The 22,360-nt window shown below is 38.9% G+C and carries 18 protein-coding genes; 14 read left to right on the top strand and 4 right to left on the bottom strand.

Going from position 1 to position 22,360, the window contains the following annotated elements; genetic code table 11:
• Positions 1 to 23 precede the first annotated feature (23 nt).
• The 7 genes from P20429_RS01495 (at position 24) to P20429_RS01465 (ending at position 7,484) form a co-directional block, all read left to right on the top strand.
• Positions 24 to 836, top strand: a complete 813-nt coding sequence (locus P20429_RS01495; RefSeq protein ID WP_007586790.1) for a hypothetical protein — start codon at positions 24 to 26, stop codon at positions 834 to 836.
• On the top strand, positions 837 to 1,877 hold the full coding sequence (locus tag P20429_RS01490) for an extracellular solute-binding protein (RefSeq protein ID WP_007586791.1): 1,041 nt from the start codon (positions 837 to 839) through the stop codon (positions 1,875 to 1,877).
• The gene (locus P20429_RS01485; protein ID WP_007586792.1) at positions 1,877 to 3,376 is read left to right on the top strand and encodes an iron ABC transporter permease; all 1,500 of its coding nucleotides are present in this window, start codon (positions 1,877 to 1,879) and stop codon (positions 3,374 to 3,376) included. The genes P20429_RS01490 and P20429_RS01485 overlap by 1 nt, the downstream gene beginning before the upstream one ends.
• A gap of 14 nt (positions 3,377 to 3,390) precedes the next feature.
• On the top strand, positions 3,391 to 4,407 hold the full coding sequence (locus P20429_RS01480; RefSeq protein ID WP_007586793.1) for an ABC transporter ATP-binding protein: 1,017 nt from the start codon (positions 3,391 to 3,393) through the stop codon (positions 4,405 to 4,407).
• A gap of 441 nt (positions 4,408 to 4,848) precedes the next feature.
• Positions 4,849 to 6,039 carry a HAMP domain-containing sensor histidine kinase gene (locus P20429_RS01475; protein ID WP_007586794.1) on the top strand — a complete coding sequence of 397 codons (1,191 nt, stop codon included), beginning with the start codon at positions 4,849 to 4,851 and terminating at the stop codon, positions 6,037 to 6,039.
• Positions 6,014 to 6,379 carry a response regulator gene (locus P20429_RS01470; protein ID WP_033027168.1) on the top strand — a complete coding sequence of 122 codons (366 nt, stop codon included), beginning with the start codon at positions 6,014 to 6,016 and terminating at the stop codon, positions 6,377 to 6,379. Before P20429_RS01475 ends, P20429_RS01470 begins: the two co-directional genes overlap by 26 nt.
• Before the next feature lie 40 nt (positions 6,380 to 6,419).
• Positions 6,420 to 7,484, top strand: a complete 1,065-nt coding sequence (locus tag P20429_RS01465) for an HD domain-containing phosphohydrolase (RefSeq protein ID WP_007586796.1) — start codon at positions 6,420 to 6,422, stop codon at positions 7,482 to 7,484.
• Positions 7,485 to 7,702: 218 nt separating this feature from the next.
• Here P20429_RS01465 and P20429_RS01460 read toward each other — a convergent pair whose 3' ends face one another.
• A complete protein-coding gene (locus P20429_RS01460) occupies positions 7,703 to 8,137 on the bottom strand; it encodes an ATP-binding protein (protein WP_007586798.1) in 435 nt (144 codons plus the stop codon).
• A gap of 297 nt (positions 8,138 to 8,434) precedes the next feature.
• Between P20429_RS01460 and asnS the strand changes: the two genes are divergently transcribed.
• Complete coding sequence (asnS, locus tag P20429_RS01455) at positions 8,435 to 9,832, top strand: asparagine--tRNA ligase (RefSeq protein WP_007586801.1); 1,398 nt, start codon at positions 8,435 to 8,437, stop codon at positions 9,830 to 9,832.
• Positions 9,833 to 9,968: 136 nt separating this feature from the next.
• Here asnS and P20429_RS01450 read toward each other — a convergent pair whose 3' ends face one another.
• Both P20429_RS01450 and P20429_RS01445 read right to left on the bottom strand, forming a co-directional pair.
• Positions 9,969 to 10,895, bottom strand: a complete 927-nt coding sequence (locus tag P20429_RS01450) for an electron transfer flavoprotein subunit alpha/FixB family protein (protein WP_007586803.1) — start codon at positions 10,893 to 10,895, stop codon at positions 9,969 to 9,971.
• The gene (locus P20429_RS01445; protein ID WP_007586804.1) at positions 10,896 to 11,645 is read right to left on the bottom strand and encodes an electron transfer flavoprotein subunit beta/FixA family protein; all 750 of its coding nucleotides are present in this window, start codon (positions 11,643 to 11,645) and stop codon (positions 10,896 to 10,898) included.
• Positions 11,646 to 11,866: 221 nt separating this feature from the next.
• Here P20429_RS01445 and P20429_RS01440 point away from each other — a divergent pair, with 221 nt between their 5' ends.
• The 6 genes from P20429_RS01440 (at position 11,867) to P20429_RS01415 (ending at position 19,064) form a co-directional block, all read left to right on the top strand.
• Entirely contained in the window at positions 11,867 to 13,513 is a 1,647-nt protein-coding gene (locus tag P20429_RS01440; protein ID WP_033027170.1) for an electron transfer flavoprotein-ubiquinone oxidoreductase, read from the top strand.
• 132 nt (positions 13,514 to 13,645) lie between these two features.
• Positions 13,646 to 14,110: an acyl-CoA thioesterase gene (locus P20429_RS01435; protein WP_007586808.1), complete on the top strand. Its 465-nt coding sequence runs from the start codon at positions 13,646 to 13,648 to the stop codon at positions 14,108 to 14,110.
• 259 nt (positions 14,111 to 14,369) lie between these two features.
• Positions 14,370 to 14,939, top strand: a complete 570-nt coding sequence (locus P20429_RS01430) for an outer membrane beta-barrel protein (RefSeq protein WP_007586810.1) — start codon at positions 14,370 to 14,372, stop codon at positions 14,937 to 14,939.
• Between the two features lie 411 nt (positions 14,940 to 15,350).
• The gene (gene tsaA / locus P20429_RS01425; RefSeq protein ID WP_007586811.1) at positions 15,351 to 16,055 is read left to right on the top strand and encodes a tRNA (N6-threonylcarbamoyladenosine(37)-N6)-methyltransferase TrmO; all 705 of its coding nucleotides are present in this window, start codon (positions 15,351 to 15,353) and stop codon (positions 16,053 to 16,055) included.
• A gap of 89 nt (positions 16,056 to 16,144) precedes the next feature.
• Positions 16,145 to 17,869 carry a proline--tRNA ligase gene (locus P20429_RS01420; RefSeq protein WP_007586812.1) on the top strand — a complete coding sequence of 575 codons (1,725 nt, stop codon included), beginning with the start codon at positions 16,145 to 16,147 and terminating at the stop codon, positions 17,867 to 17,869.
• 361 nt (positions 17,870 to 18,230) lie between these two features.
• Positions 18,231 to 19,064 carry a UDP-2,3-diacylglucosamine diphosphatase gene (locus P20429_RS01415; RefSeq protein WP_007586813.1) on the top strand — a complete coding sequence of 278 codons (834 nt, stop codon included), beginning with the start codon at positions 18,231 to 18,233 and terminating at the stop codon, positions 19,062 to 19,064.
• Positions 19,065 to 19,089: 25 nt separating this feature from the next.
• Here P20429_RS01415 and P20429_RS01410 read toward each other — a convergent pair whose 3' ends face one another.
• Positions 19,090 to 22,101: an ATP-binding protein gene (locus P20429_RS01410; RefSeq protein ID WP_033027172.1), complete on the bottom strand. Its 3,012-nt coding sequence runs from the start codon at positions 22,099 to 22,101 to the stop codon at positions 19,090 to 19,092.
• Positions 22,102 to 22,360 lie beyond the last annotated feature (259 nt).

Consider the following 22,360-nt stretch of genomic DNA (forward strand, 5'->3'; position numbering starts at 1 on the left):
TTACCTTTTTGGACTTCTTTGCTATGAAATTACTATTTAAACCAGCCAAAACTTTAGGTGCAAGCCTTTTACTAGCCTCGGCGTTTATGGCTCAACCAGTATTAGCTAACGGCCCTATTGGCGAGCATGTTAATCATCTTCAAGCTAACCTTAAAAGTTACGCAGAAGAAGTAGAATGGATGGTAGGCAAAGTTGATACCATGGTAAGCGACTACGACACTAAAGGCGCAAAAGCTGTAAAAACTGATGATTTAATTGAATACTGGGAGTCAGTTAAGTTTCACAGCGCAATAGAAACTAACTTCGTACCGGTATACGCTTCTATTTGGCAGGGTCTTTATGGCGTAAAAATGGCCATTGATAATAAACAGCCTGCTGAGGAAGTTCGTAAACAACAAAAAGCGATGAACATAGCCTTGTGGCAAGGCCTTGGGGCTGTTAAGCTTGCTGCAAAATTCCAGCAAAAAGGCTTGTTAGACACTGTAAAAGCAACCGCTACGAAAGAAATGACACAAAGTGCCACAATTGATGAAATTAAGCACAAATTAGACCGTGTAGTAGCTAAATTTGCTGAGCGTTTACAAGACGAAGCAACTGAAATTGTTCACGATACTTATCTACACCTGTTTGAAGGCGTTGAAGGTACACTTATTGAGCAAGACGCTAACCTAGTTGAAGTGCTGGAAAAAGACTTTAACGTAACACTGCCACTAGCAATTAAAAACAGCAAAAGCGTAGATGAAGTACGCGATGTGATCAGTGATATGCAAACAAAATTAGACCGCGCTAAGGTTTTAATAGAAAAAGCCGAAAAAGCCCGTAAGGATGTATTTTAAGTGAAGCGTAGGACCTTTATTCAAGGCCTAGCTGCGTTAGGGGTGGTTGGCTCATTGCCACTGTCTCTTTCTCGTGCGCTAGCCGCTGATATAGCAAACCCAGTTTCTGTTGACGATTTACCAAAGCTTAAAGGCGAGTTAACCCTTTATTTAGGCCGAGGCGAAGGTGGTTTGTATGAAAACGTATTGCAAGCAATCCAGAAAAAAAATCCAGACTTTAAACTCGGTATACGCCGAGGTCCTACTGCTGCTTTAGCAAATACGATTGTTGCAGAAGCTAAAGCCGGCGTTCGCCGCGCTGATTTATTTTGGGCGGTTGATTCAGGCGCAATTGGTTTAGTAACCGATGCAGGCCTTGCACAACCTATCCCAGGTGATTTATCTGCTCAGTTACAACCACAGTTTAGATATAAAGAGTGGGCTCCAGTAACTGGCCGTATTCGTACATTGCCATATAACACGTCGCGTTTAACTAAAGATCAAATTCCAACAAGTATTATGGAAATTGCCGACAGCGATTTAAGTATTGGCTGGGCACCCGCCTACGCTTCTTTTCAATCGTTTGTAACCGCAATGCGAATTTTAGAAGGCGATGACAAAACCGCTAAGTGGCTTAAAAAGATTCAAAAACGTGCTAAAACATACGCCGGCGAGCTAGGTGTTGTTATGGGCGTTGAGCGCGGTGAAGTTGATATTGGTTTTGCAAATCACTATTACACTTTGCGTTTAAAATCAGGTAAGCCTGATGCCAAGCTAGATTTAGCATTTACACAAAATGATGCGGGCTGTTTAGTAAATGCGTCGGGTGTATTAGCGCTTAACGACGATCCGCTTGCTACTAACTTTATGCGTTACTTACTAAGTAAAGAAGTACAAGGTTACTTAGCCAGTGAAGCGTACGAAATTCCGTTAGTAAATGGTATTACCCAACCTGAGGGTTTACCGTCACTTGCTAATATTTCCCCACCTAAAGTAGATTTAACACAGCTTGCTGATTTACGCCCTACTATAGATTTGATGCGTAGCAGCGGCGTATTGTAATGAGAATACCTGCCTCTTATCCAATGGCGCTGCTTGCAGCGCTTGTTGCGCTAACCCCTGTTTATGTATTAATTGTGCTTGCAAGTGATGCAAGCTCAGTGTTTGACACCCACAATCTTCAAATTTTAGGTAACACGTTATCGTTAATGGGTTTAACGGTACTCGGATCTATTTTAATTGGTGTGCCACTGGCGTTTATTAGCGCGTATGTGCATTTGCCATTTAAAAAACTCTGGCTAGTTGTATTTGCGGCGCCGCTGGCAATCCCCAGTTATATTGGCGCGTTTACACTTTATGCTGCTTTTGGCCCCGGTGGCGAAATAAACACCTTAACAGGAATAGAAACACCATCAATGTATGGCCTAACAGGCGCTGCAATTGTGATGACGCTTTATACTTTCCCGTTTGTAATGATGACAACTCGCTCATCCCTACTAAGCCTTGATGCAAGCATGGTTAATGCTGCACGAACGCTGGGTATGTCGATGACGCAAAGTATATTTAAAGTTATATTACCGCGCGTAGTTAACGGTATTGCAGCAGGCTCTTTGTTAGTCGCCCTTTATACATTATCAGACTTTGGCACGCCCGCAATGATGCGCTTAGATACGTTTACCCGCGTAATTTACGTTGAATACAACGCTTTTGCGTTAGGGCGCGCAGCCATGCTTTCGCTTCAGCTAATGGTTATTGTTGGCTTTTTACTTTTAGTTGAATCACAAATAAAAACAGCCCCTGAGCGCCAAGGTCGCCCGTTAATTTTATTCCCAAGCAGACTACAGTTAAGTGCAATATTTATTACGTTTGCACCTGTTTTACTACTCGCTATTGGCTTGCCTTTGGCTATATTTTCGCTTTGGTTAGCTCGTGATGGTTTTAGCTCATTTGATTTTAATATTGCGTGGAACTCTACGTATGCATCGGGTATTGCGGCAATTGTAGCCGTTATCGTTGCGATCCCCGTTGCACATGCCGCACTGAGTGGAAAAGCGGGTCGTATAATGGAGCGTGTTACTTACTTTGGTTTTGGTATTCCGGGTATAGTAATGGGCACAGCGCTTGTTTACGGTGGATTGCAGTTGCCGTTTTTATACCAAACACTAGGACTGCTTATTATTGCTTATATGCTGCGGTTTTTACCACTTGCTGTAGGCTCTGTTAGAACAAGCACCGAACACTTAGATCCAAGCTTAGTAAAGTCTGCGCGCGTATTAGGGGCAAGCCCACGTGAAGTATTTACTCGTATAACACTGCCTTTAACTATGCGCGGTATTATCGCCGGTGCAGCACTGGTATTTTTAGAGTCAATGCGCGAACTCGAAGCCACGCTACTACTTGGCCCAACAGGGTTTGAAACCCTCTCTACATATTTATGGCGTGTATACGAAGCGGGCTATTTTGGTCGCGCTGCTATTCCTGGATTATTGTTAGTAGTGATATCTGCCTGCGGGTTAGCTATTATGATGTCTGGCGAAAAACGCAACCAGTTTGAACATTAAGGATTTAAGAAACAATGCTATCTGTAAGTCAGTTGTCTATAGATTATGGCAGTAACCGCGTAGTAAGCGATTTAAACTTATCGCTGGGTGAAAACGAAATCCTTATGCTTGTAGGGCCAACAGGTTGCGGTAAAAGTACAATTTTACAAGCCCTTGCTGGCCTTATACCTATTAGCGAAGGCGAAATAAACACGGGTAAATGGCGCGCTACACCCAAATTAACAATACCTCCTGAAAAACGCAGTGTAGGTATGGTATTTCAAGATTTTGCGTTATTTCCGCACTTAACCGTACAGCAAAACATTTGCTTTAGATTAAAAGATACAGCCCCTGCTGAGTATTGGATAAACCTACTTGGACTGAGCGATTTTAGAGATAAAAAACCAGCTACGCTTTCTGGCGGACAAAAGCAACGTGTTGCACTTGCGCGCACCCTTGCCCACCAACCTGATTTTGTATTGCTTGATGAGCCGCTTTCAAACTTAGATGCCGCCCTTAAAGACATGCTTCGTTGGGATATTAGAAACGCACTTAAAGCAGCTGGCGTACCGGCGATTTGGGTAACACACGACCAAGAAGAAGCACTCTCAGTTGGCGATCGTGTTGGTGTACTTAAAGGCGGCAAAATTCAGCAAATCGATACACCCGAGCGCTGCTTTAGTACCCCAAATAATCGCTTTGTGGCACGCTTTTTAGGTGAAGCCAGCTTTATTAGCGGCCAATTTAGCCAAGGACAAGCCACTACCTCAATTGGTAATGCTCCCGCTCATGGCGTTGACTGTGAAAGTGGCGACGTTGATGTACTACTTCGACCAGACGATGTGTTACTTGTACAAAGCAGTGTTGGCAATAACGGCGAAGTAATTTGGGTACGTTTTGAAGGTGGCAGCCGCTTGTGTGCTGTAAAACTTGCGTGCTCTACGGTTGTAACTAGCCGAGTAAGCCATGAAGTTGTTGTAAACCCTGGCGACGAAGTGCATGTATCACTAAGTACCTCGCACCCATTAGCGGTTTATAAATCTATAGACTGATTAAAATATTGATGTAGGCATTAATTTAAACATTAATACCTACATCAATACTTACTATTTAGACCCAAAATTCAGTTTAAATACGTTCCCCGTTAAAACCCTATTTCGCTTAAAACTAATACTTTTTACCTTTAAAAAGCTCACTATAGCCAATAAACAACAATAATATGCATGTTAAATTATGAACCTCTTGCTATTAATCAGCTGTTGCTGTTTACTGAACAAAGATTAATGTTAAATAGTTCCTCTCAGATATCACTTATCAGGTTACGCCTTTTATATTAGTTAAAACCACACACAAACATTAAAACACATTATTAAGCATTGCTTTTAGCTAACGAATTATAAAAATAAAGCTATATTCAAGCATTGCTGAACCTTAATTATCCTTTAAACGTTTATAAAGTTGTTCAGCCCTTAATGGTACAAAGGATCTAGATAGTGAATAAAATAAGTACCAAGAAAGAACTGTTAGAATACTCCGAAAGTATTGTAAACACGGTTCGAGAACCACTGATTGTTTTAGACCAACATTTAAGAGTAGTTACAGCAAGCCGCTCATTTTATGAGTTTTTTCGCGCTAATCACAAAGACACAGTCGGGAAACTAATATACAACCTTGGTAATAATCAATGGAACATTCCTAAGCTTCGAGAATTATTAGAAACCATATTGCCTCAAAAAACGAGCTTTGATGATTATAAAGTTGAGCACAATTTTAAAACAATTGGTTGGCGTACAATGCTGCTCAACGCAAGGCAAATTAAACGTACTCAGTCAAAAGATCGTATTATTTTATTGTCTATCGAGGACATTACTGAACGTAACGCAATTCAAGAAGGACTCGTAAAAGCGAATAAAGAGCTAGAAGTGCTAACGAGTGACTTGGAAAGTGCTGCTCGAGTTAAGTCAGAGTTTTTAGCAAATATGTCGCATGAACTGAGAACCCCGCTTAATTCTATTAATGGTTTTTCTGAGGTACTCTACGACGAAACATTTGGCACTTTAAATGACAAACAAAAACAGTATGTTAAAAATGTATTGGTGAGCGGCAAACATTTACTGTTACTTATTAATGAAATACTGGATATGGCAAAGATTGAAGCAGGCAAAATGAGTCTAACCATCTCTCATTTGCCGATACGCCAAGTATTGCACGAAATTACAGGGCTTACAGCAGATACAGCTAACCAGAAAAAATTGAATATGTGTCTTGATATTGCTGATGACTTGCCACCAATTGAAGCTGACTCCCTTAAGGTTAAACAGATACTTTATAATTTGCTTTCAAATGCAGTGAAGTTTACACCCGATGAGGGTCAAATTGGCGTTAAAACACGACATACTGATACAGAAATAGAAATAATAATTTGGGATACGGGTATAGGTATTGCTGCTGAAAATATGGAAAAAATATTTGAAGGCTTTTTTCGCATAGAAACCCCCTACTCTAGATTGACAGAAGGTACAGGACTTGGACTGCCTATTGCAAAAAGTCTAGTAAAGTTGCATGGAGGCGAATTTGTTATTGAATCTGAAGGTGTTAATAAAGGCACATCGGTTCGTATAACTTTGCCAATTAAACAAAAATCTGTGGTAAAGCATAATGAAATCCAAAATAGTTATAGTTGATGATAATGCAAATAATCTATTGCTAGAGGAAGATCTTTTACTCATGGCAAATTTTGAAGTATTTACTGCTATGAATGCAAAAGATGCGCTTTTGACAATAAAGCGTGAGACTCCTAAAATTATTATATTAGATGTTCAACTCCCAGATATGTCTGGGACAGAAGTTGCTAAAATTTTGCGAGGTGAAAAAGAAACGGCAAATATCCCTATTGTTTTTGTTACGGCTTCTGTTTTACCCGCTGATATAGACCAATTACTGTGTATACCTAACAGTGCTTATATTTCTAAACCTATAGATACACGCACATTCGCCCAACAAATAAGTTTATACATAAAGTAATAACCGATTAGGTTTAAACTTTAACACACAGGAAAGTCTAATGAAAGATGATGCTTTAATTTTGGTTGTAGATGACAACCTACAAAATATTGAACTTATGCAAGCTTATCTTGAACCCAAGGGATATAAAACAGTTACAGCAACTAGTGGGCAAGAAGCATTAGACATTTTGGCACAACAACCAATCGATCTTATTTTACTTGATATTATGATGCCGGGTATGAACGGCTTTGAAGTAACGCGCCGTGTTAGAGAAGATGCTCTATTAAAGCTATTACCTATCGTACTTATTACTGCTTTAAGAGAGACAAAAGAGCGAGTTAAAGGGATTGATGCTGGTTGCGATGATTTTATTACAAAACCTGTAGACAAAAACGAATTGTTATCGCGTGTTAAATCCCTTCTTAAAATTAAAGACTATAACGATTTAAGAACAAATTATCAGAGACAATTAGAAGCTGAAGTAGCCCAAAGAACGCAATCTTTAAAACAAGCAATGCAAAGCCTAAAAAACGCATCGCTTGAGACAATAAATAGATTAACCAAAGCTGCTGAATATAAAGATGAAGAAACAGGTGCACATATTCAACGAATGAGCTTATATTCTGAAGCCGTCGCGCGTAGTGTTGGATTAGATGAAACAACAGTTGAAAATATTTTATTTTCAGCATCTATGCATGACCTTGGTAAAATCTCAACGCCTGACCATATTTTGCTAAAAGCGGGTCAATTAGATGCCGCAGAATGGGAAATAATGAAACAGCATACTGTTGTAGGCGCTAATATACTTTCAGGCTCTGATTCTGAAGTTATTAAACTAGGTGAAATTATTGCCCGCTCACATCACGAAAAATGGGACGGCTCTGGTTATCCTGATGGCTTAAAAGGGAATGACATCCCTATTGCTGCACGCGTGGTTGCTATTGCTGACGTATTTGATGCCCTTTCATCTAAGCGCCCTTATAAAAAGTCATTTTCACAAGAGAAAACATTTGCCATTATTAAAGAAGGAAGCGGTAATCACTTTGATCCCGCAGTAGTGGATGCTTTTTTTGCAGTTCAAGAAGAGATTTTAGCAATTAAACAAAAGTATGCTGAAAAGTAACATGTCCATAATTAATTAGAGAAAACCCAATGAACGGACCAAACCCCAATAATCCTTCACCAATGGAAGGTTTTCCTCAAGTAGGTTTTTATATTTGACGATAGAACAATAAATACGCTGCTAGATATAGCTTGGTGAGATTGGAGCAATGAAAAAATCACTGCTCATTTAGATGCTATAACTCAAAATAATTTAGACGTGCTGCCTAAAATTTAGCACTACCACTCAAACATGTAGGCCATTTTGCTTATTGTTTTAAGCGGGACATTATGCGAGTTACGTTTAGCATATAAGTGCTGCATTGATTTGTCTTTCACTTCACCCACTATCACTTCTTTTACTTGATAACCTAAAGCAACAGCAGCTTGAGTGTAAGCTATAAATTCCCACTTTTTAATATTGGTGTTATCTACAATTACCAATGGCATACCTTGAGCAAGTGCATTTATAAAGCGCGCTAAATTTAAATTATGAAATTGCGACAATTTAAATTTATCGAAATGATATTCGCCCTGCTCATTAATAAAGTAATCATCAGTTGAGCAGATTAGGTATTGGCTTTCGTCAACTCCACCTAATTCGTCAGCAAGGCTTTGCGCGTAGTAAGACTTACCGCTTCCTGGTAGTCCTCGTAAAATAAAAACTTGTTTCATAGCATCGATTTTTTAAGTGTGAATAAATAGTAATTTGATTTGTTTGTTAATAATGCCACAAAATCATTAAGTTTAAGAGCAACAAATCATAATAGTAGTAATTAAACTCTAAAAACTGTTTAAAAATAAACCGCATGCATAAAAACTTTTAAAGAGTTGCCCACAATAGTTTTTTTATTCAACTTTACTAGGTAAGATACAGGGTTCAAGTGCAGCGCCGTTTATGTGCAATTTATGCCCGAGTGCTGCGCACAGTTAAAATAAAATAGTTAGGCAACTTATATCATTGGAGTGAAGATGAGCCATTTAGCGATTTCAGAGCTATTAAAAGGCAATGTTGCGGTAGACAGCCAAGTAACAATTAAGGGCTGGATCCGTACTCGCCGCGATTCAAAAGCAGGAATTTCATTTTTAGCCGTTCATGACGGTTCGTGTTTTGATCCTATTCAAGCGGTAGTTCCTAATTCACTGAATAATTATGATGAAGTTACTAGCTTAACAGCCGGTTGTTCTGTGTCGGTTACTGGTGTTTTAGTACAATCTGCTGGTCAAGGTCAATCTTACGAAATTCAAGCTAATACAGTGACTGTATTAGGTTGGGTAGAAAACCCAGATTCATACCCAATGTCGGCAAAGCGCCACAGCATTGAGTACTTACGTGAGCACGCTCACCTTCGCCCTCGTACAAATATGATTGGCGCGGTAACTCGTGTACGTAACTGTTTAGCACAAGCTATTCACCGTTTTTACCACGAGCAAGGCTTTTACTGGATCAGCACGCCAATTATTACGGCAAGTGACTGTGAAGGTGCTGGCGAAATGTTCCGTGTATCTACGCTTGATATGCAAAACTTACCGCTTACAGACAAAGGCGAAGTTGATTACAGCGAAGATTTCTTCGGTAAAGAAGCATTCCTTACTGTATCTGGCCAGTTAAATGGCGAAACTTACGCTTCTGCAATGTCAAAAATTTACACGTTTGGCCCAACATTCCGTGCAGAAAATTCAAATACATCACGCCACCTTGCAGAATTTTGGATGGTAGAGCCTGAAGTTGCGTTTGCTGATTTAGAAGACATCGCAAAACTTGCTGAAAATATGCTTAAGTATGTGTTTAAAGCCGTACTTGAAGAGCGCCGTGATGACATGGAATTTTTTGCACAACGTGTAGAAAAAACCGCAATTACTCGCTTAGAAGAATTTGTAGATAAAGACTTTGCCCAAGTTGATTACACCGACGCTGTAGAAATTCTTAAAACGTGTGGTAAAAAGTTTGAGTACGCTGTTGAATGGGGTGTAGATTTACAGTCTGAGCACGAGCGTTACTTAGCAGAAGAGCACTTTAAAGCACCAGTAGTTATTAAAAACTACCCGCGCGACATTAAAGCATTTTACATGCGCCAAAACGAAGACGGTAAAACCGTTGCCGCAATGGACGTAGTAGCGCCTGGTATTGGTGAGATCATTGGTGGTTCACAACGTGAAGAGCGCCTTGATGTACTTGATGCTCGCCTTGAAGAAATGGGCTTAAACAAAGAAGATTACAGCTGGTACCGCGATTTACGTAAATACGGTAGTGTGCCACATTCAGGCTTTGGTTTAGGCTTTGAACGCTTGGTTGCTTATGTAACAGGTATGGGTAACGTACGTGACGTTATTGCCTTCCCTCGTACTAAAGGCAGCGCAACTTACTAATACTAAGTTAGCCGTTTCTAAATACTAAAAACCAGCCAATTGGCTGGTTTTTTTGTGTCTTTAATTTACCGAATAAAAAAGCCGCAGCACTCAAAGAGCACCACGGCTTTCAACCAGAATAAATTTTAGTTAACAGCTATAAAGCATTTTCTAACTGTGGCAGTACTTCAAATAAATCAGCCACTAAACCGTAATCAGCAACTTGAAAAATAGGTGCGTCTGGGTCTTTATTAATTGCGACGATTACTTTTGAGTCTTTCATACCGGCTAAATGCTGTATAGCACCGCTAATACCTACCGCTATATATAAGTTAGGCGCTACAATTTTACCTGTTTGCCCTACTTGCATATCGTTAGGTACAAAGCCTGCGTCAACTGCGGCGCGCGATGCACCAATGGCTGCACCTAGTTTATCGGCAATGCCATTAAGTAGTGCGAAGTTTTCACCATTTTGCATACCACGACCACCTGATATAACAACGGTGGCTGCTGTAAGCTCTGGGCGTTCTGATTCGGTTTGTTCAACACTTACAAAGCTACTTAATTGCGAATCAGATACTGTATCAATGCTTGTTACAGCGGCTGCTGATTGCTCGCCTTGTAAATCAAAGCTACTTGCACGCACGGTAATTACTTTTTTGCTATCGAGTGACTTAACCGTTGCGATTGCATTACCTGCATAAATAGGACGTTTAAATGTATCTGCGTCCACTACTGCGATAATTTCAGAAATTTGTGCAACATCTAATAACGCAGCAACACGTGGCATAAAGTTTTTACCAGTTGTAGTGGCACTTGCCACAATGTGGCTGTAGGTGTCGCTAAGAGATAGAACTAAATCGGTCATGCTCTCAGCTAACTGATGCTCATACACGCTGTTATCGGCAACTAAAACATTAGCTACGCCATCAATGCTAGCAACTTGTGAGCTCATTGCACTTAGGCTTTTACCTGCAATAAGTACATCAACAGGAAAACCCATTTTTAGTGCGGCGTTAATTGTTTTTGAGGTTTCTGGTTTTAAAGCACCATTGTCGTGCTCTGCAATTACGAGTGTTTTCATTTAAATCACCTTTGCCTCTGTTTTTAATTTTTCTACAAGCTGTGCAACGTCTTCAACAATAATTCCTGCTGTGCGTTTAGCTGGCTCTTCTACACTTACTGATTGAATGCGCGGTGTTAAATCGACACCAAGCGAATCAGCAGCTATTACTTGAAGCGGCTTACGTTTGGCTTTCATAATATTTGGCAGTGATGCGTAACGAGGCTCGTTTAAGCGTAAATCAGTTGTAACAACCGCCGGTAAATTAAGTGCTACCGTTTGCAGGCCCCCATCAACTTCGCGGGTCACGTTTACTTTGCCATTTTCAATAACAACCTTGGATGCAAATGTACCCTGCCCACGATTAGTAAGCGCAGCAAGCATTTGACCTGTTTGATTATTATCTGAATCGATTGACTGTTTACCTAAAATTATAAGTTCAGGAGATTCTTGATCTACAATTTTAGCGAGTAGCTTTGCAATATGGAGTGACTCGAGCTTTTCATCGGTTTCGATGTGAATGGCTTTGTCGGCACCCAGTGCTAGTGCTGTGCGTAATTGCTCTTGCGATGCTTTAGGACCAATAGTAACAGCAACAACTTCATTGGCTGTACCGGCTTCTTTAAGGCGGATTGCTTCTTCTATAGCAATTTCACAAAACGGGTTCATTGCCATTTTTACGTTGGTTAAATCCACGTCGCTGTTATCACTTTTAACGCGTGCTTTTACGTTGTAATCAATCACTCTTTTTATTGGTACGAGAACTTTCATAGGAACTCCATAATTATTTAAACCTACAAGGTAACGTGCACGTCAACTTATTTATTTTATGAAATTAGACTACTTCCTGTTGACGTAAACGTCAACCTAAAATAACCTTTAACTATTCACAGTCTGTAACGTTTAATTTGCAAGGTTAAAAATAGGCTGTACACCTTATTTAAATGCGTAGTAAACATTCGAATAAGTCCGTCATAGATAAAGAGGTTATTATGGTCGAACGGGAAACCATGGAATTTGATGTAGTAATTGTTGGCGCTGGCCCTGCGGGGCTTTCAAGTGCAATTAAACTCGCGCAACTAGCACAAGAAAAACAACAAGAGTGCATGATTTGCGTAGTCGAAAAAGGTTCCGAAGTAGGCGCACATGTACTCTCTGGTGCTGTTTTTGAAACCAAAGCTTTGGATGAACTGCTACCAAATTGGCAAGAGCTTGGCGCACCGGTTACAACCAAAGTAACTAACGATGAAATTTATTGGTTTAATAACGAGCAAAAAGCGACATCAATCCCCCACTTTGCTACGCCAAAAACATTTCATAATGATGGTAACTACATTGTATCTATGGGTAATGTATGTCGATGGCTTGCTGAGCAAGCTGAAAGCTTAGGCGTAGAGATATTCCCGGGGTTTAGTGCTCACTCTTTAATAATTGAAGATAAAGCAGTAAAAGGGATTATTACTGGCGATATGGGTGTCGACAAAGACGGTAATGAAAAAGACGGTTACATGCCAGGTATGGAGCTTCGTGCAAAATACACTATATTTGCAGAAGGCTGCCGAGGTCATTTAGGTAAGCAGCTAATTAATGAGTTTGCACTTGATGCAGATTCATCGCCGCAGCATTACGGTTTAGGCTTTAAAGAAATTTGGCAAATTGATGAAAGTAAGCATGAGCTTGGCAAAGTTGTTCATGGTACAGGTTGGCCACTTAGCGGCGATACTAATGGTGGTGCATTTATGTATCACAGTGAAAACAACCAAGTTGTTGTTGGATTGATTATTGATTTAAATTACTCGAACCCACATTTAAGCCCGTTCGATGAGTTTCAGCGAATGAAGCACCATCCAGTATTTAAAAACGTACTAGAAGGTGGCGAACGTATTGCTTACGGCGCACGTGCTATTGCTAAAGGTGGCTTGCATTCATTACCAAAAATGCATTTTGCGGGTGGCTTAATTATAGGGTGCGATGCAGGCACACTTAATTTTGCAAAAATTAAAGGTAATCACACTGCAATGAAATCGGGAGTGGTTGCCGCTGAGGTTATTTTTGAAGCATTGCAAAATGAGTTGGCAAATACCGATTTAACTCATTATCAAACTGCGTTTGAGCAATCGTGGGCATATAAAGAGTTATATCAATCTCGTAACTTTGGCCCTGCAATGCACAAGCTCGGTAAGTTTGTAGGTGGTGCGTATAACACGCTTGATCAAAATATTTTTAATGGCGGTTTACCATTTACATTTAAAGATAATACGCCCGATCACTCGACCCTTGTTGATGCTAACGCTGCTGACAAAATAGCGTACCCAAAACCAGATGGACACCTTAGCTTTGATAAACTCTCAAGTGTGTTTTTATCAAATACTAACCACGAAGAATCACAGCCTTGTCATTTAAAGCTCAAAGATGCGTCAATTCCTATTAACGTAAATCTAGTTAAATTTGATGAACCCGCACAGCGTTATTGCCCTGCTGGCGTTTACGAAGTACAAGAAATAGCAGGCAATAAAGAGTTTGTTATTAACGCCCAAAACTGTGTGCACTGTAAAACCTGCGATATTAAAGACCCAAGCCAAAACATTACCTGGGTAACCCCAGAAGGTGCTGGTGGGCCAAACTACCCTAATATGTAACTAAATTATGCGTTATATACACATATAGTCACTTTTTTTACATATAAATTATAAACATATCCTAAATTGCAGGGGCTTCGGCCCCTTTTTTACGTTATGCTAATAGTAGTTTTAATAATAAGAGTGTTATCTATGCCGTCGTCAAAAGTTGTTTTTCGTTTTTTAGCAGAGCCTACCGATGTTAATTTTGGTGGTAAAGTTCATGGTGGAGCAGTCATGAAATGGATTGACCAAGCAGGCTATGCATGTGCTGCGGGTTGGAGTGGTCACTACTGCGTAACGGTTTCGGTTGCGGGTGTAAAATTTAGACGCCCAATTCTAGTAGGTCAAATAGTCGAAGTAGAAGCTAAAATTGCCCATACGGGTAGAAGTAGCATGCAAATATTTATACAAGTGCGTTGTGGCGATCCAAAAACACAAAATATGGTTGAAACAAATCATTGTGTTATCAGCTTTATTGCAATGGATGAAACGGGTTACCCAATAGAAGTGCCTTCGTTTAAAGCTGTAACAGAAGAAGATATTAAATTAGAAAATTACGCTATAAAAATGAAAGAAATAGCAATTGAAACAGAAAACTTGCTTCATACAGTGTAATTACTAGTTTAAATAAAGTCAGGCTATGTAAAAAACTCATTATACTTTGTAAAAGATACAACTTATTTTAGAGCACTCAATTACACAAAAGTTCACTTTGATTATAAAACACGCTAAACACCGTAAAAACCAATACAAAAGAATTAATTAAGGCGTGTTTTTAATTCATTTTAATATTGGCACGCTCGCTGCAAGTAGATAATTGAAGTTTGATTAATGAAATCAAGCATTTGATTATTTTTTGTAAAGGAGCTATTCAATGATTAAAACACTTTCTCTTTCAGCTATTGCACTAGCAACACTGGGTTTTAACTCTGCAGCACACGCTGACATTTCTGATTTCGATTCCCCACGTATTTATACTGGTATCGGTTACGGTCAATATTCTTTTGAATTTGAAGACAGTGATAACGACACTGACTTTGACGACGATGCACAAATGCTTAAGGGTTACGTTGGTGCACAATTTAACGAGTACTTAAGCTTAGAGCTTGCTTATCAAAACTTTGATGAAGTAAGTGATATAGACAGCAAAGCTGAAATTGATGGCGTATCGCTTGCCGCACGTTTGGGCTACCCTATAACAGAAAGCTTTTCTGTGTATGCAAAAGGCGGTTGGCTTGAATGGGATGCAGATTACACACAAGATTTACCAGTAGGTGGCGTATCAGCGTCTACAGATGGTGGTGATGCATTTTACGGCGCTGGTATTGAATACGCGCTTACAACAAATGTACAGTTTCGTTTAGAGTATGAGCGTTATAAACTTGATGACGACATTGACCCAGATATGGATGTAGCGTCTGTATCAGTTCAATACATGTTTTAATTAGTCTTTAGCATGTATAAAAGGTAAGCCCAAGGGCTTACCTTTTTTGTTTTAGGCTCTTTTTAAATATTAATATAAACCAATAAGTCTAATAAAAAACTTTAAACCGTTTGGTCTATAATGCCAAGTGCATTAAATAATTGTTCTATTGTAGCACTAAGAAAATAGCGCAATAACAAGGCAAAATTATAATATATAGTTGTTATCACTAATCGCTCCCTGCATTGCTCTACCTCCTGCATCCATGCAGTCAACTTTGAATAATTTTTAACGAAGTAAGTGCGCTATTTAATGCAGTAGAATAATCATATTTTTAATAAAATTGGTATACGCAATAAACTTGCTTACATTAATGCCATAAATGCTAAATGCGGGTAGAATAGCGCTCTATTTTATTTGTACCCGAGTACTATGAGCGATTATACCATTTCGGCTATTGGCCACATTCAATCTCCTTATAAACAAAAGTTTGCTATACCTAGGCAACCACGTTTAGTGCCACAAGCTAAAGCAAAGCTTATATTTGCCCCCGATTTTAATCGCGAAGAGTTTGTACGTGGTTTAGATGAATTTACTCATATTTGGTTATTATTTCGTTTTCATGAAACAGCCGATAAAGGTTATTCTGCCATGGTGCGCCCGCCTCGTTTAGGTGGCAATGAGCGAAAAGGTGTATTTGCGACCCGCGCTACATTCAGACCAAACGCAATTGGAATGAGCGCCGTAAAACTTGAAGGTATTGAATATAAAAACGGACAACTTAGCTTATTACTCGCTGGTATTGATTTACTTGATGGCACACCGATTATTGACATAAAACCGTATTTGCCGTATTCAGACTCTATGCCGGATGCAAGTGCTGGATTTGCTGACACGCGCCCAGAAACACAAATGACGGTTGAATTTAGCCCTCAAGCAATTGAGTTTGTTAATGCGCAAACACAATACCCAGATTTACATGATTTTATTGCCAATGTTTTAAAACAAGATCCTCGCCCTGCATATAAAAAACAAAAAGACGGCGAGCAGAGCTATGGTATGACTCTGTATAATTATAATATTCGCTGGCAAGTCAATGGCGAGCATAACGTAGTAACAAGCATAGAAAAAAACTAAATAACTCAGTTAGCGCTTTAGTGTAAAAGCATCCGCTGGTAAACTTAAGCTCTATTAAAAGAATATAATTACTCTATTTCGGAAAAAACATGCGTACAAGCCAATATATACTCGCAACACTTAAAGAAACGCCATCAGATGCTGAAATCGTATCGCATCAGTTAATGCTTAGAGCCGGTATGATCCGCCGCGTCGCTTCGGGTTTATACACTTGGTTACCCTCTGGTTTACGCGTGCTACGTAAAGTAGAAAACATTGTACGTGAAGAGATGGACAAAGCGGGTGCAATTGAAATGCTAATGCCTGTTATTCAACCGGCTGATTTGTGGGAAGAATCTGGTCGTTGGAATGAATTTGGTCCTGAGCTTATGCGCTTTACAGACCGTCATAACCGTACGTTTGCACTTGGTCCAACACACGAAGAAGTAATAACTGATTTCGTACGTAAAGAAATAAGCAGCTACAAGCAATTACCAGTTACTTTATACCAAGTACAAACTAAAGTACGCGACGAACGTCGTCCTCGTTTTGGTGTAATGCGTGCTCGTGAATTTACAATGAAAGATGCCTACTCTTTTCACTTAAGTGAAGAGTGTTTAGATGCGACTTATCAAGCGATGCACAAAGCATATTGTAATATTTTTGAGCGTTTAGGCCTTGATTACCGCCCTGTTATAGCCGATACAGGCTCTATTGGTGGTAGCGTATCGCACGAGTTTCATGTACTTGCTGAGTCGGGCGAAGATGCAATTGCATTTAGTGACGGCAGTGATTACGCCGCTAATATTGAAAAAGCAGAAGCACTGGCACCAAGCGAGCCTCGCCCTGAAGCATCAAAAGAGCTTAAAGCGTTTCCAACTCCTGACGCTAAAACGATTAACGAGCTTAAAAAACACTACGGAGTTAAGCCACATCGCGGTGTTAAAACGTTAATTGTTTATGGTACGCCTGATGAAAACGAAGTACGCGGTTTAGTAGCCTTAGTACTGCGTGGCGATCACGAATTAAATGAACTAAAAGCTGAAAAGCACCCATTAGTAGACTCTCCGCTTGAAATGGCAACAGAGACAGATATTGTTGCTGCTATTGGCGCAAAACCTGGCTCATTAGGCCCTGTCGGCTTATCTATGCCTATTATTGTTGATAGAGCAGCTAACATACTTGCTGATTTTGTTGCCGGTGCAAATAAAGACGACGAGCATTACAGCGGTATTAACTGGGATCGTGACGTAACTGATTACGAAGTTGCTGATATTCGTAATATTGTTGAAGGCGATATGAGCCCATGTGGCCAAGGCGTTTTACAAATTAAACGTGGTATTGAGGTAGGTCATATTTTCCAACTTGGCACTAAATACTCAGAAGCGATGAAAGCGGGTGTATTAAACGAAGGTGGTAAAAACCAAACCATGACTATGGGTTGTTACGGTATTGGTGTTTCACGTATTGTTGCTGCTGCTATTGAGCAGAACAACGATCAATACGGGATCATTTGGCCAAAATCAATCGCGCCATTCGATTTAGCAATTGTTCCAATGAACATGCACAAATCGCATCGTATTCCTGATATTGCAAATAACCTTTACCAAGGTTTAAAAGATGCTGGTCTTGATGTGTTATTTGATGACCGTAAAGAGCGCCCAGGTGTTATGTTTAACGATATGGAACTAATTGGTGTGCCATTTACGCTAGTAATTGGTGAGCGTAACCTTGACGAAAACAAAGTTGAGCTTAAAAACCGCCGTACAGGTGAAAAGCTAATGATTGATATCGATACAGCAATTGATGCAATTAAAGCAGCCGTTAAAGGTTAAGCTAAAAATACTTATAAGTAATTTTAAAACCGCTTTTTAAAAGCGGTTTTTTTATACCTAAATTTTATGTGTGTTATTTGGCTTTAGTATTACTGTCGTATAATTGTCATTTTTATTCCCTAAAGTATTTAACCTGAACTCTGGATAATAAATCTATCTCGAGCAGCTATTTTCAGCGCTAACTGCGTTGAATTTACTTGCAATAGGCTCGCTATTGACGCGTAAATTCGCCTTGTTTTCACTGAAAATCTCTGGCTAGAGAAAGTAAATTTAAATATCACCATGATTCAATACCTTAGTAAATCTCTTAACCAGAGTTCAGGTTATTTAACTATTACACTCGATACTTTAGGGAATGAAAATGAGTAATGGCGCAAACACTAAGAAGCAACACTACCCTACTATTTGGATATCTGATGTTCATTTAGGTTACAAAGACTGTAAAGCAGATTACTTACTCGATTTTTTAAACTCGGTAGAATCCGACACACTTTATTTAGTGGGTGATATTATTGATTTATGGTCAATGAAACGTCAGTTTTATTGGCACCCTTCGCATTATCAAGTATTAAGCTCTATACAAAAAAAAGCAGCTAGCGGTACACGCGTCATTTATATTCCCGGTAATCATGACGAAACGTTTAGAAACTATATAAATCAAACGTTATTTGGTATTGAAATCCACCAGCAGTTTATCCACACCACTAAAGCTAATAAACGTTTTTTACTCGTACACGGTGATGACTTTGATTCCGCGACACGCTATAACAAACTTATTAGTATCGCGGGTGATGCAGGGTACGACTTTTTATTATTTTTAAACCGCTGGACCAATCGTATTCGAAAGCTATTTGGTGGTAATTACTACTCGCTTGCATCATGGATAAAAGCTCGCGTACACAAAGCACGTGAAGCGATTAAAGCCTTCGAAGATACCGCAATTCATGAAGCTAAAAAACAAAACGTAGACGGTATTATTTGTGGACACATTCATCATCCCAAAATAAAAGTAGATGACGGAATTATGTATTGTAACGATGGAGACTGGATTGAGAGTTGTACGGCGCTGGTAGAGCAGCAAGATGGAAAAATTGAATTACTACATTGGTCAGACACACAAACCGTACTCGATAGCGCCGACATAACAAAGTTAAATATATCAACGGATGCTAAACCAAAAAAATCAGCTGCATAAGCAGCTGATTCTCAATTAATAACTATTAACTTAGCCAGGTGATTAACTTATCTTTTAGCGTTCGTGGCTTGATTGGTTTAGTAATATAGTCGTTCATGCCTGCAGTTAAACAACGTTCTCTATCACCTTCCATCGCGCTTGCTGTCATAGCAATAATAGGTATGTAAGTGTAGTCTACCCCGGCCTTACTATTTCTGATTTCACTTGTTGTATCGTAGCCGTTTAAATTAGGCATTTGGCAATCCATTAAAATAACATCAAAAGCTTGCTCTGTGTTTTCTCTCAATGCTTCTAATGCTTCTACACCGTCTGATGCACAGGTGATTTTTACTTTTGTACGTTTTAAAATCGCCTTAGCAACTTCAATGTTTATCATATTATCGTCTACTAATAATATATGATAAGCAGATAGGTCTGGCTCTACTTGTTCTTCTGTTAAGCCTTTTGGTGGCGCTATAATGCAATCATTACTGGCACCAAATAAGCTGGCTAACTTATAGCTAAATTGATCTTGGGTAAGCGGTTTATTTAGAATGTGGCTACCCTCAGGTAATATCATTTTAGTCGGTTTATCGGTCACCATGTCGCGTAAAATTAAGACGTACTTTTTATTAAACTGTTTACAGTAATCAATTAACGTATCAATTTGAGGATGCTCATCATCAATCAATAATAAGTCAGCCTCAAACTCTTTATGCTCACTAAAGTAGTCGAGTCTTACAATGTTTTCTGCATTTACTTTACAGGTTAGTAGCAATAAATCGCACACGTTTTTATAAACGTTATCGCGCGCTATTAATGCCGCTACGTTAATACTTGTAGCAAGCTCAATACCTGTGTTTAGTTTTTTCTCTTGTGCTACATGTAGCTCAACTGTTGCGGTAAAGGTACTACCAGCACCCTTTTCACTTATAACCGTAATATTACCACCCATTAACTGAGCAAGTTTTTTACATATAGATAAGCCTAAGCCTGTACCACCAAAATGACGGGTTGTACTTGAATCTTCTTGTGTAAACACTTCAAATAGTTTGTCTATGTTCTCTGGCGCTATACCAATTCCGGTATCTTTTATTGTAAAGCTCATTAATAACTTTGAGTCGGTAATGTACTTGGAGCCGACAGTTAAACTTACTTCACCTCGGTGGGTAAATTTAAATGCATTATTAACTAAGTTAATTAAAATTTGTTTTAGTCGATGGCTGTCGCCAATAACCATTCTATCTACTACATCTTTTGTATCTAAGAATACTTCAAGACCTTTGCGCTGGCCCTGTAACGCTAAAGAGCTAATCATATCGCTACATACTGTAACAACATCAAATGTATGATTATCAATATCAAGCTTACCCGCTTCTATTTTAGAAAAATCGAGAATATCGTTAATCAGGTTCATCAGAGAGTTAGCACTGCTATTAGCTAATTTTAAGTAATGGTATTGTTGTTCACTTAAGCCATCTTCTTTGAGCATTTCAAGCATACCCAAAACGCCATTCATCGGTGTACGTATTTCGTGAGATATATTTGCTACAAAGTCACTTTTTGCTTGGCTCGCTGCTAATGCTTGATCAATTGCGCGCTCTAGCTCAACAGTCCTTTGTGAGACTTTTAGCTCTAAAGTACTGTTTAAGCCTTCAAGCTCTGATTGAGTATTTTTTAATGAGCTAATATTTCTTAAAATAGCTGCTACCTGATAACGGTTATTGTAGACATCAAAAATACTACTGAGAGTAATTGAAAAGTATTGTTTGTTGCCGTAACCATCTGTGTAGATAGCTTCAAACGGCATTTTTGATCCGTTTGAAATAGTCTCTTCTATACAGTTATTATCGGCTTCATTTAAGTTAAATAAAGAAACAAAGTCAGGGCTAGTGCCTGAGATTGAATTACCGAAAACCTCTTTAGCTGTATTATTAAAGTGAACAATTTCGCCGTTTTGCTCAATTGTAAAAATAGCATCCAAAGAATTTTCTATTACTTTATTGTTTTGCTCTTTTAGAGAATTAATTAACAACTTACGGTTTATAAAACGTTGGTATAAAAAGGCAATAACTAAAAATACGCTAAAGAATACCACTAGCATTGCAATAAAGTTTTGACGCCTTTCGTTCACCTTTGCAAACAACGTTTTAGTATCAACACTTACACCAAGCTCTAAAGGTAACATCGCAATATCACCATCAAGCGAAATACGCTTTTTTAACGTGTAAGCAATTGGGTAATTACTTAGCGGTAAAGTGCCTTGCTCTGCCATTGTGCTTGCAGTGGAAAATTCTTCAGTCCATGTTTTTGCTTTATTAAATTCAAAACCGAAGCGTAATTGAGAGTTTGGATGATATAAAAATTCACCTTCATTATTCATTAGGTAAATTTGTGTTCCTTGTGGAGATTCAACCGTTAAACTTTTTATTAATTTATCAGCAAAGTAGTTAGTGACTAATATTGCAAAAATTTTATTTTTTTCATCAAAAACAGGCTTAGCTACACGAAAAGTACTTATATAAGGTTCTTGTATCTGCCCATTTTCACGGTTGTAGTTAATAGGAGAAATATAAACACTTTTATTATCGAGCATACTCGCTTTTATCATGTAATCGCGTTGGCCTTTCTTTTGTAATTGCAGACCTTGCAGTCGATTAATTTCTCCAAGTTGGTTTCTATCAACCCTGACAACTTCTTGCCCACCATCTGCGAGAATAATATAGCGAGCCTGAAGTATGCTGTCGTCTGTGCGCATAAAACCACTAAAAATACTCGCTAAGCGCTCTTCCCAAACGTCAATGTGCGTGCCTAACAAGGGATCTATTTTCTTGTTTTCAGTGGCGCGAGTAATGCCTTTAATCGGGGGCGTTGCGTCTAAAAAGCGAATAGCGGTAACACTATCTTTAAGATGGTTTTTTAGTGAAAGGCTTTTTGTTTCAAGCTCACGTTTTAATTCTATTTGGGCTGAATTATAAACATCACTTCTTACTTTTTGGTCAAACAAATACAGAGATGGTAAAGCTATAAGAACAAATATTATTGTTGCAACGAGCATTAGTCTATTATTTTTTGTCACATTCAAAAAATTATTCTTTTTCAACATTTACCTTCACCATAAATTTTTATTGTTATTAGTATAGAGCATTAACGAAAGAATTGGACCATCTAACTAATCGGTTATCGTTATAATTTTTATAATAAAAAGACTAAATCATTAGTTTTATTTAGAGCACTCTCTCTATATGAATTATAAATGAATGAGAGTACCCATATCGACTTACACAGACTATAAAATAGTTGTTTCAACCAATCAT

Source organism: Pseudoalteromonas sp. BSi20429 (assembly GCF_000238895.1).
In the GTDB taxonomy this organism is placed as follows: Bacteria; Pseudomonadota; Gammaproteobacteria; order Enterobacterales; family Alteromonadaceae; genus Pseudoalteromonas; species Pseudoalteromonas arctica.

Excerpts from the sequence above, each read along its gene's own strand:
- P20429_RS01465 (WP_007586796.1), top strand. The coding sequence starts at position 6,420 with ATGAAAGATGATGCTTTAATTTTGGTTGTAGATGACAACCTACAAAAT.
- P20429_RS01450 (WP_007586803.1), bottom strand. The coding sequence starts at position 10,895 with ATGAAAACACTCGTAATTGCAGAGCACGACAATGGTGCTTTAAAACCA.
- P20429_RS01445 (WP_007586804.1), bottom strand. The coding sequence starts at position 11,645 with ATGAAAGTTCTCGTACCAATAAAAAGAGTGATTGATTACAACGTAAAA.
- P20429_RS01460 (WP_007586798.1), bottom strand. The coding sequence starts at position 8,137 with ATGAAACAAGTTTTTATTTTACGAGGACTACCAGGAAGCGGTAAGTCT.
- P20429_RS01435 (WP_007586808.1), top strand. The coding sequence starts at position 13,646 with ATGCCGTCGTCAAAAGTTGTTTTTCGTTTTTTAGCAGAGCCTACCGAT.
- asnS (WP_007586801.1), top strand. The coding sequence starts at position 8,435 with ATGAGCCATTTAGCGATTTCAGAGCTATTAAAAGGCAATGTTGCGGTA.
- P20429_RS01495 (WP_007586790.1), top strand. The coding sequence starts at position 24 with ATGAAATTACTATTTAAACCAGCCAAAACTTTAGGTGCAAGCCTTTTA.
- P20429_RS01410 (WP_033027172.1), bottom strand. The coding sequence starts at position 22,101 with ATGCTCGTTGCAACAATAATATTTGTTCTTATAGCTTTACCATCTCTG.
- P20429_RS01420 (WP_007586812.1), top strand. The coding sequence starts at position 16,145 with ATGCGTACAAGCCAATATATACTCGCAACACTTAAAGAAACGCCATCA.
- P20429_RS01430 (WP_007586810.1), top strand. The coding sequence starts at position 14,370 with ATGATTAAAACACTTTCTCTTTCAGCTATTGCACTAGCAACACTGGGT.
- tsaA (WP_007586811.1), top strand. The coding sequence starts at position 15,351 with ATGAGCGATTATACCATTTCGGCTATTGGCCACATTCAATCTCCTTAT.
- P20429_RS01485 (WP_007586792.1), top strand. The coding sequence starts at position 1,877 with ATGAGAATACCTGCCTCTTATCCAATGGCGCTGCTTGCAGCGCTTGTT.
- P20429_RS01415 (WP_007586813.1), top strand. The coding sequence starts at position 18,231 with ATGAGTAATGGCGCAAACACTAAGAAGCAACACTACCCTACTATTTGG.
- P20429_RS01480 (WP_007586793.1), top strand. The coding sequence starts at position 3,391 with ATGCTATCTGTAAGTCAGTTGTCTATAGATTATGGCAGTAACCGCGTA.
- P20429_RS01440 (WP_033027170.1), top strand. The coding sequence starts at position 11,867 with ATGGTCGAACGGGAAACCATGGAATTTGATGTAGTAATTGTTGGCGCT.
- P20429_RS01470 (WP_033027168.1), top strand. The coding sequence starts at position 6,014 with ATGAAATCCAAAATAGTTATAGTTGATGATAATGCAAATAATCTATTG.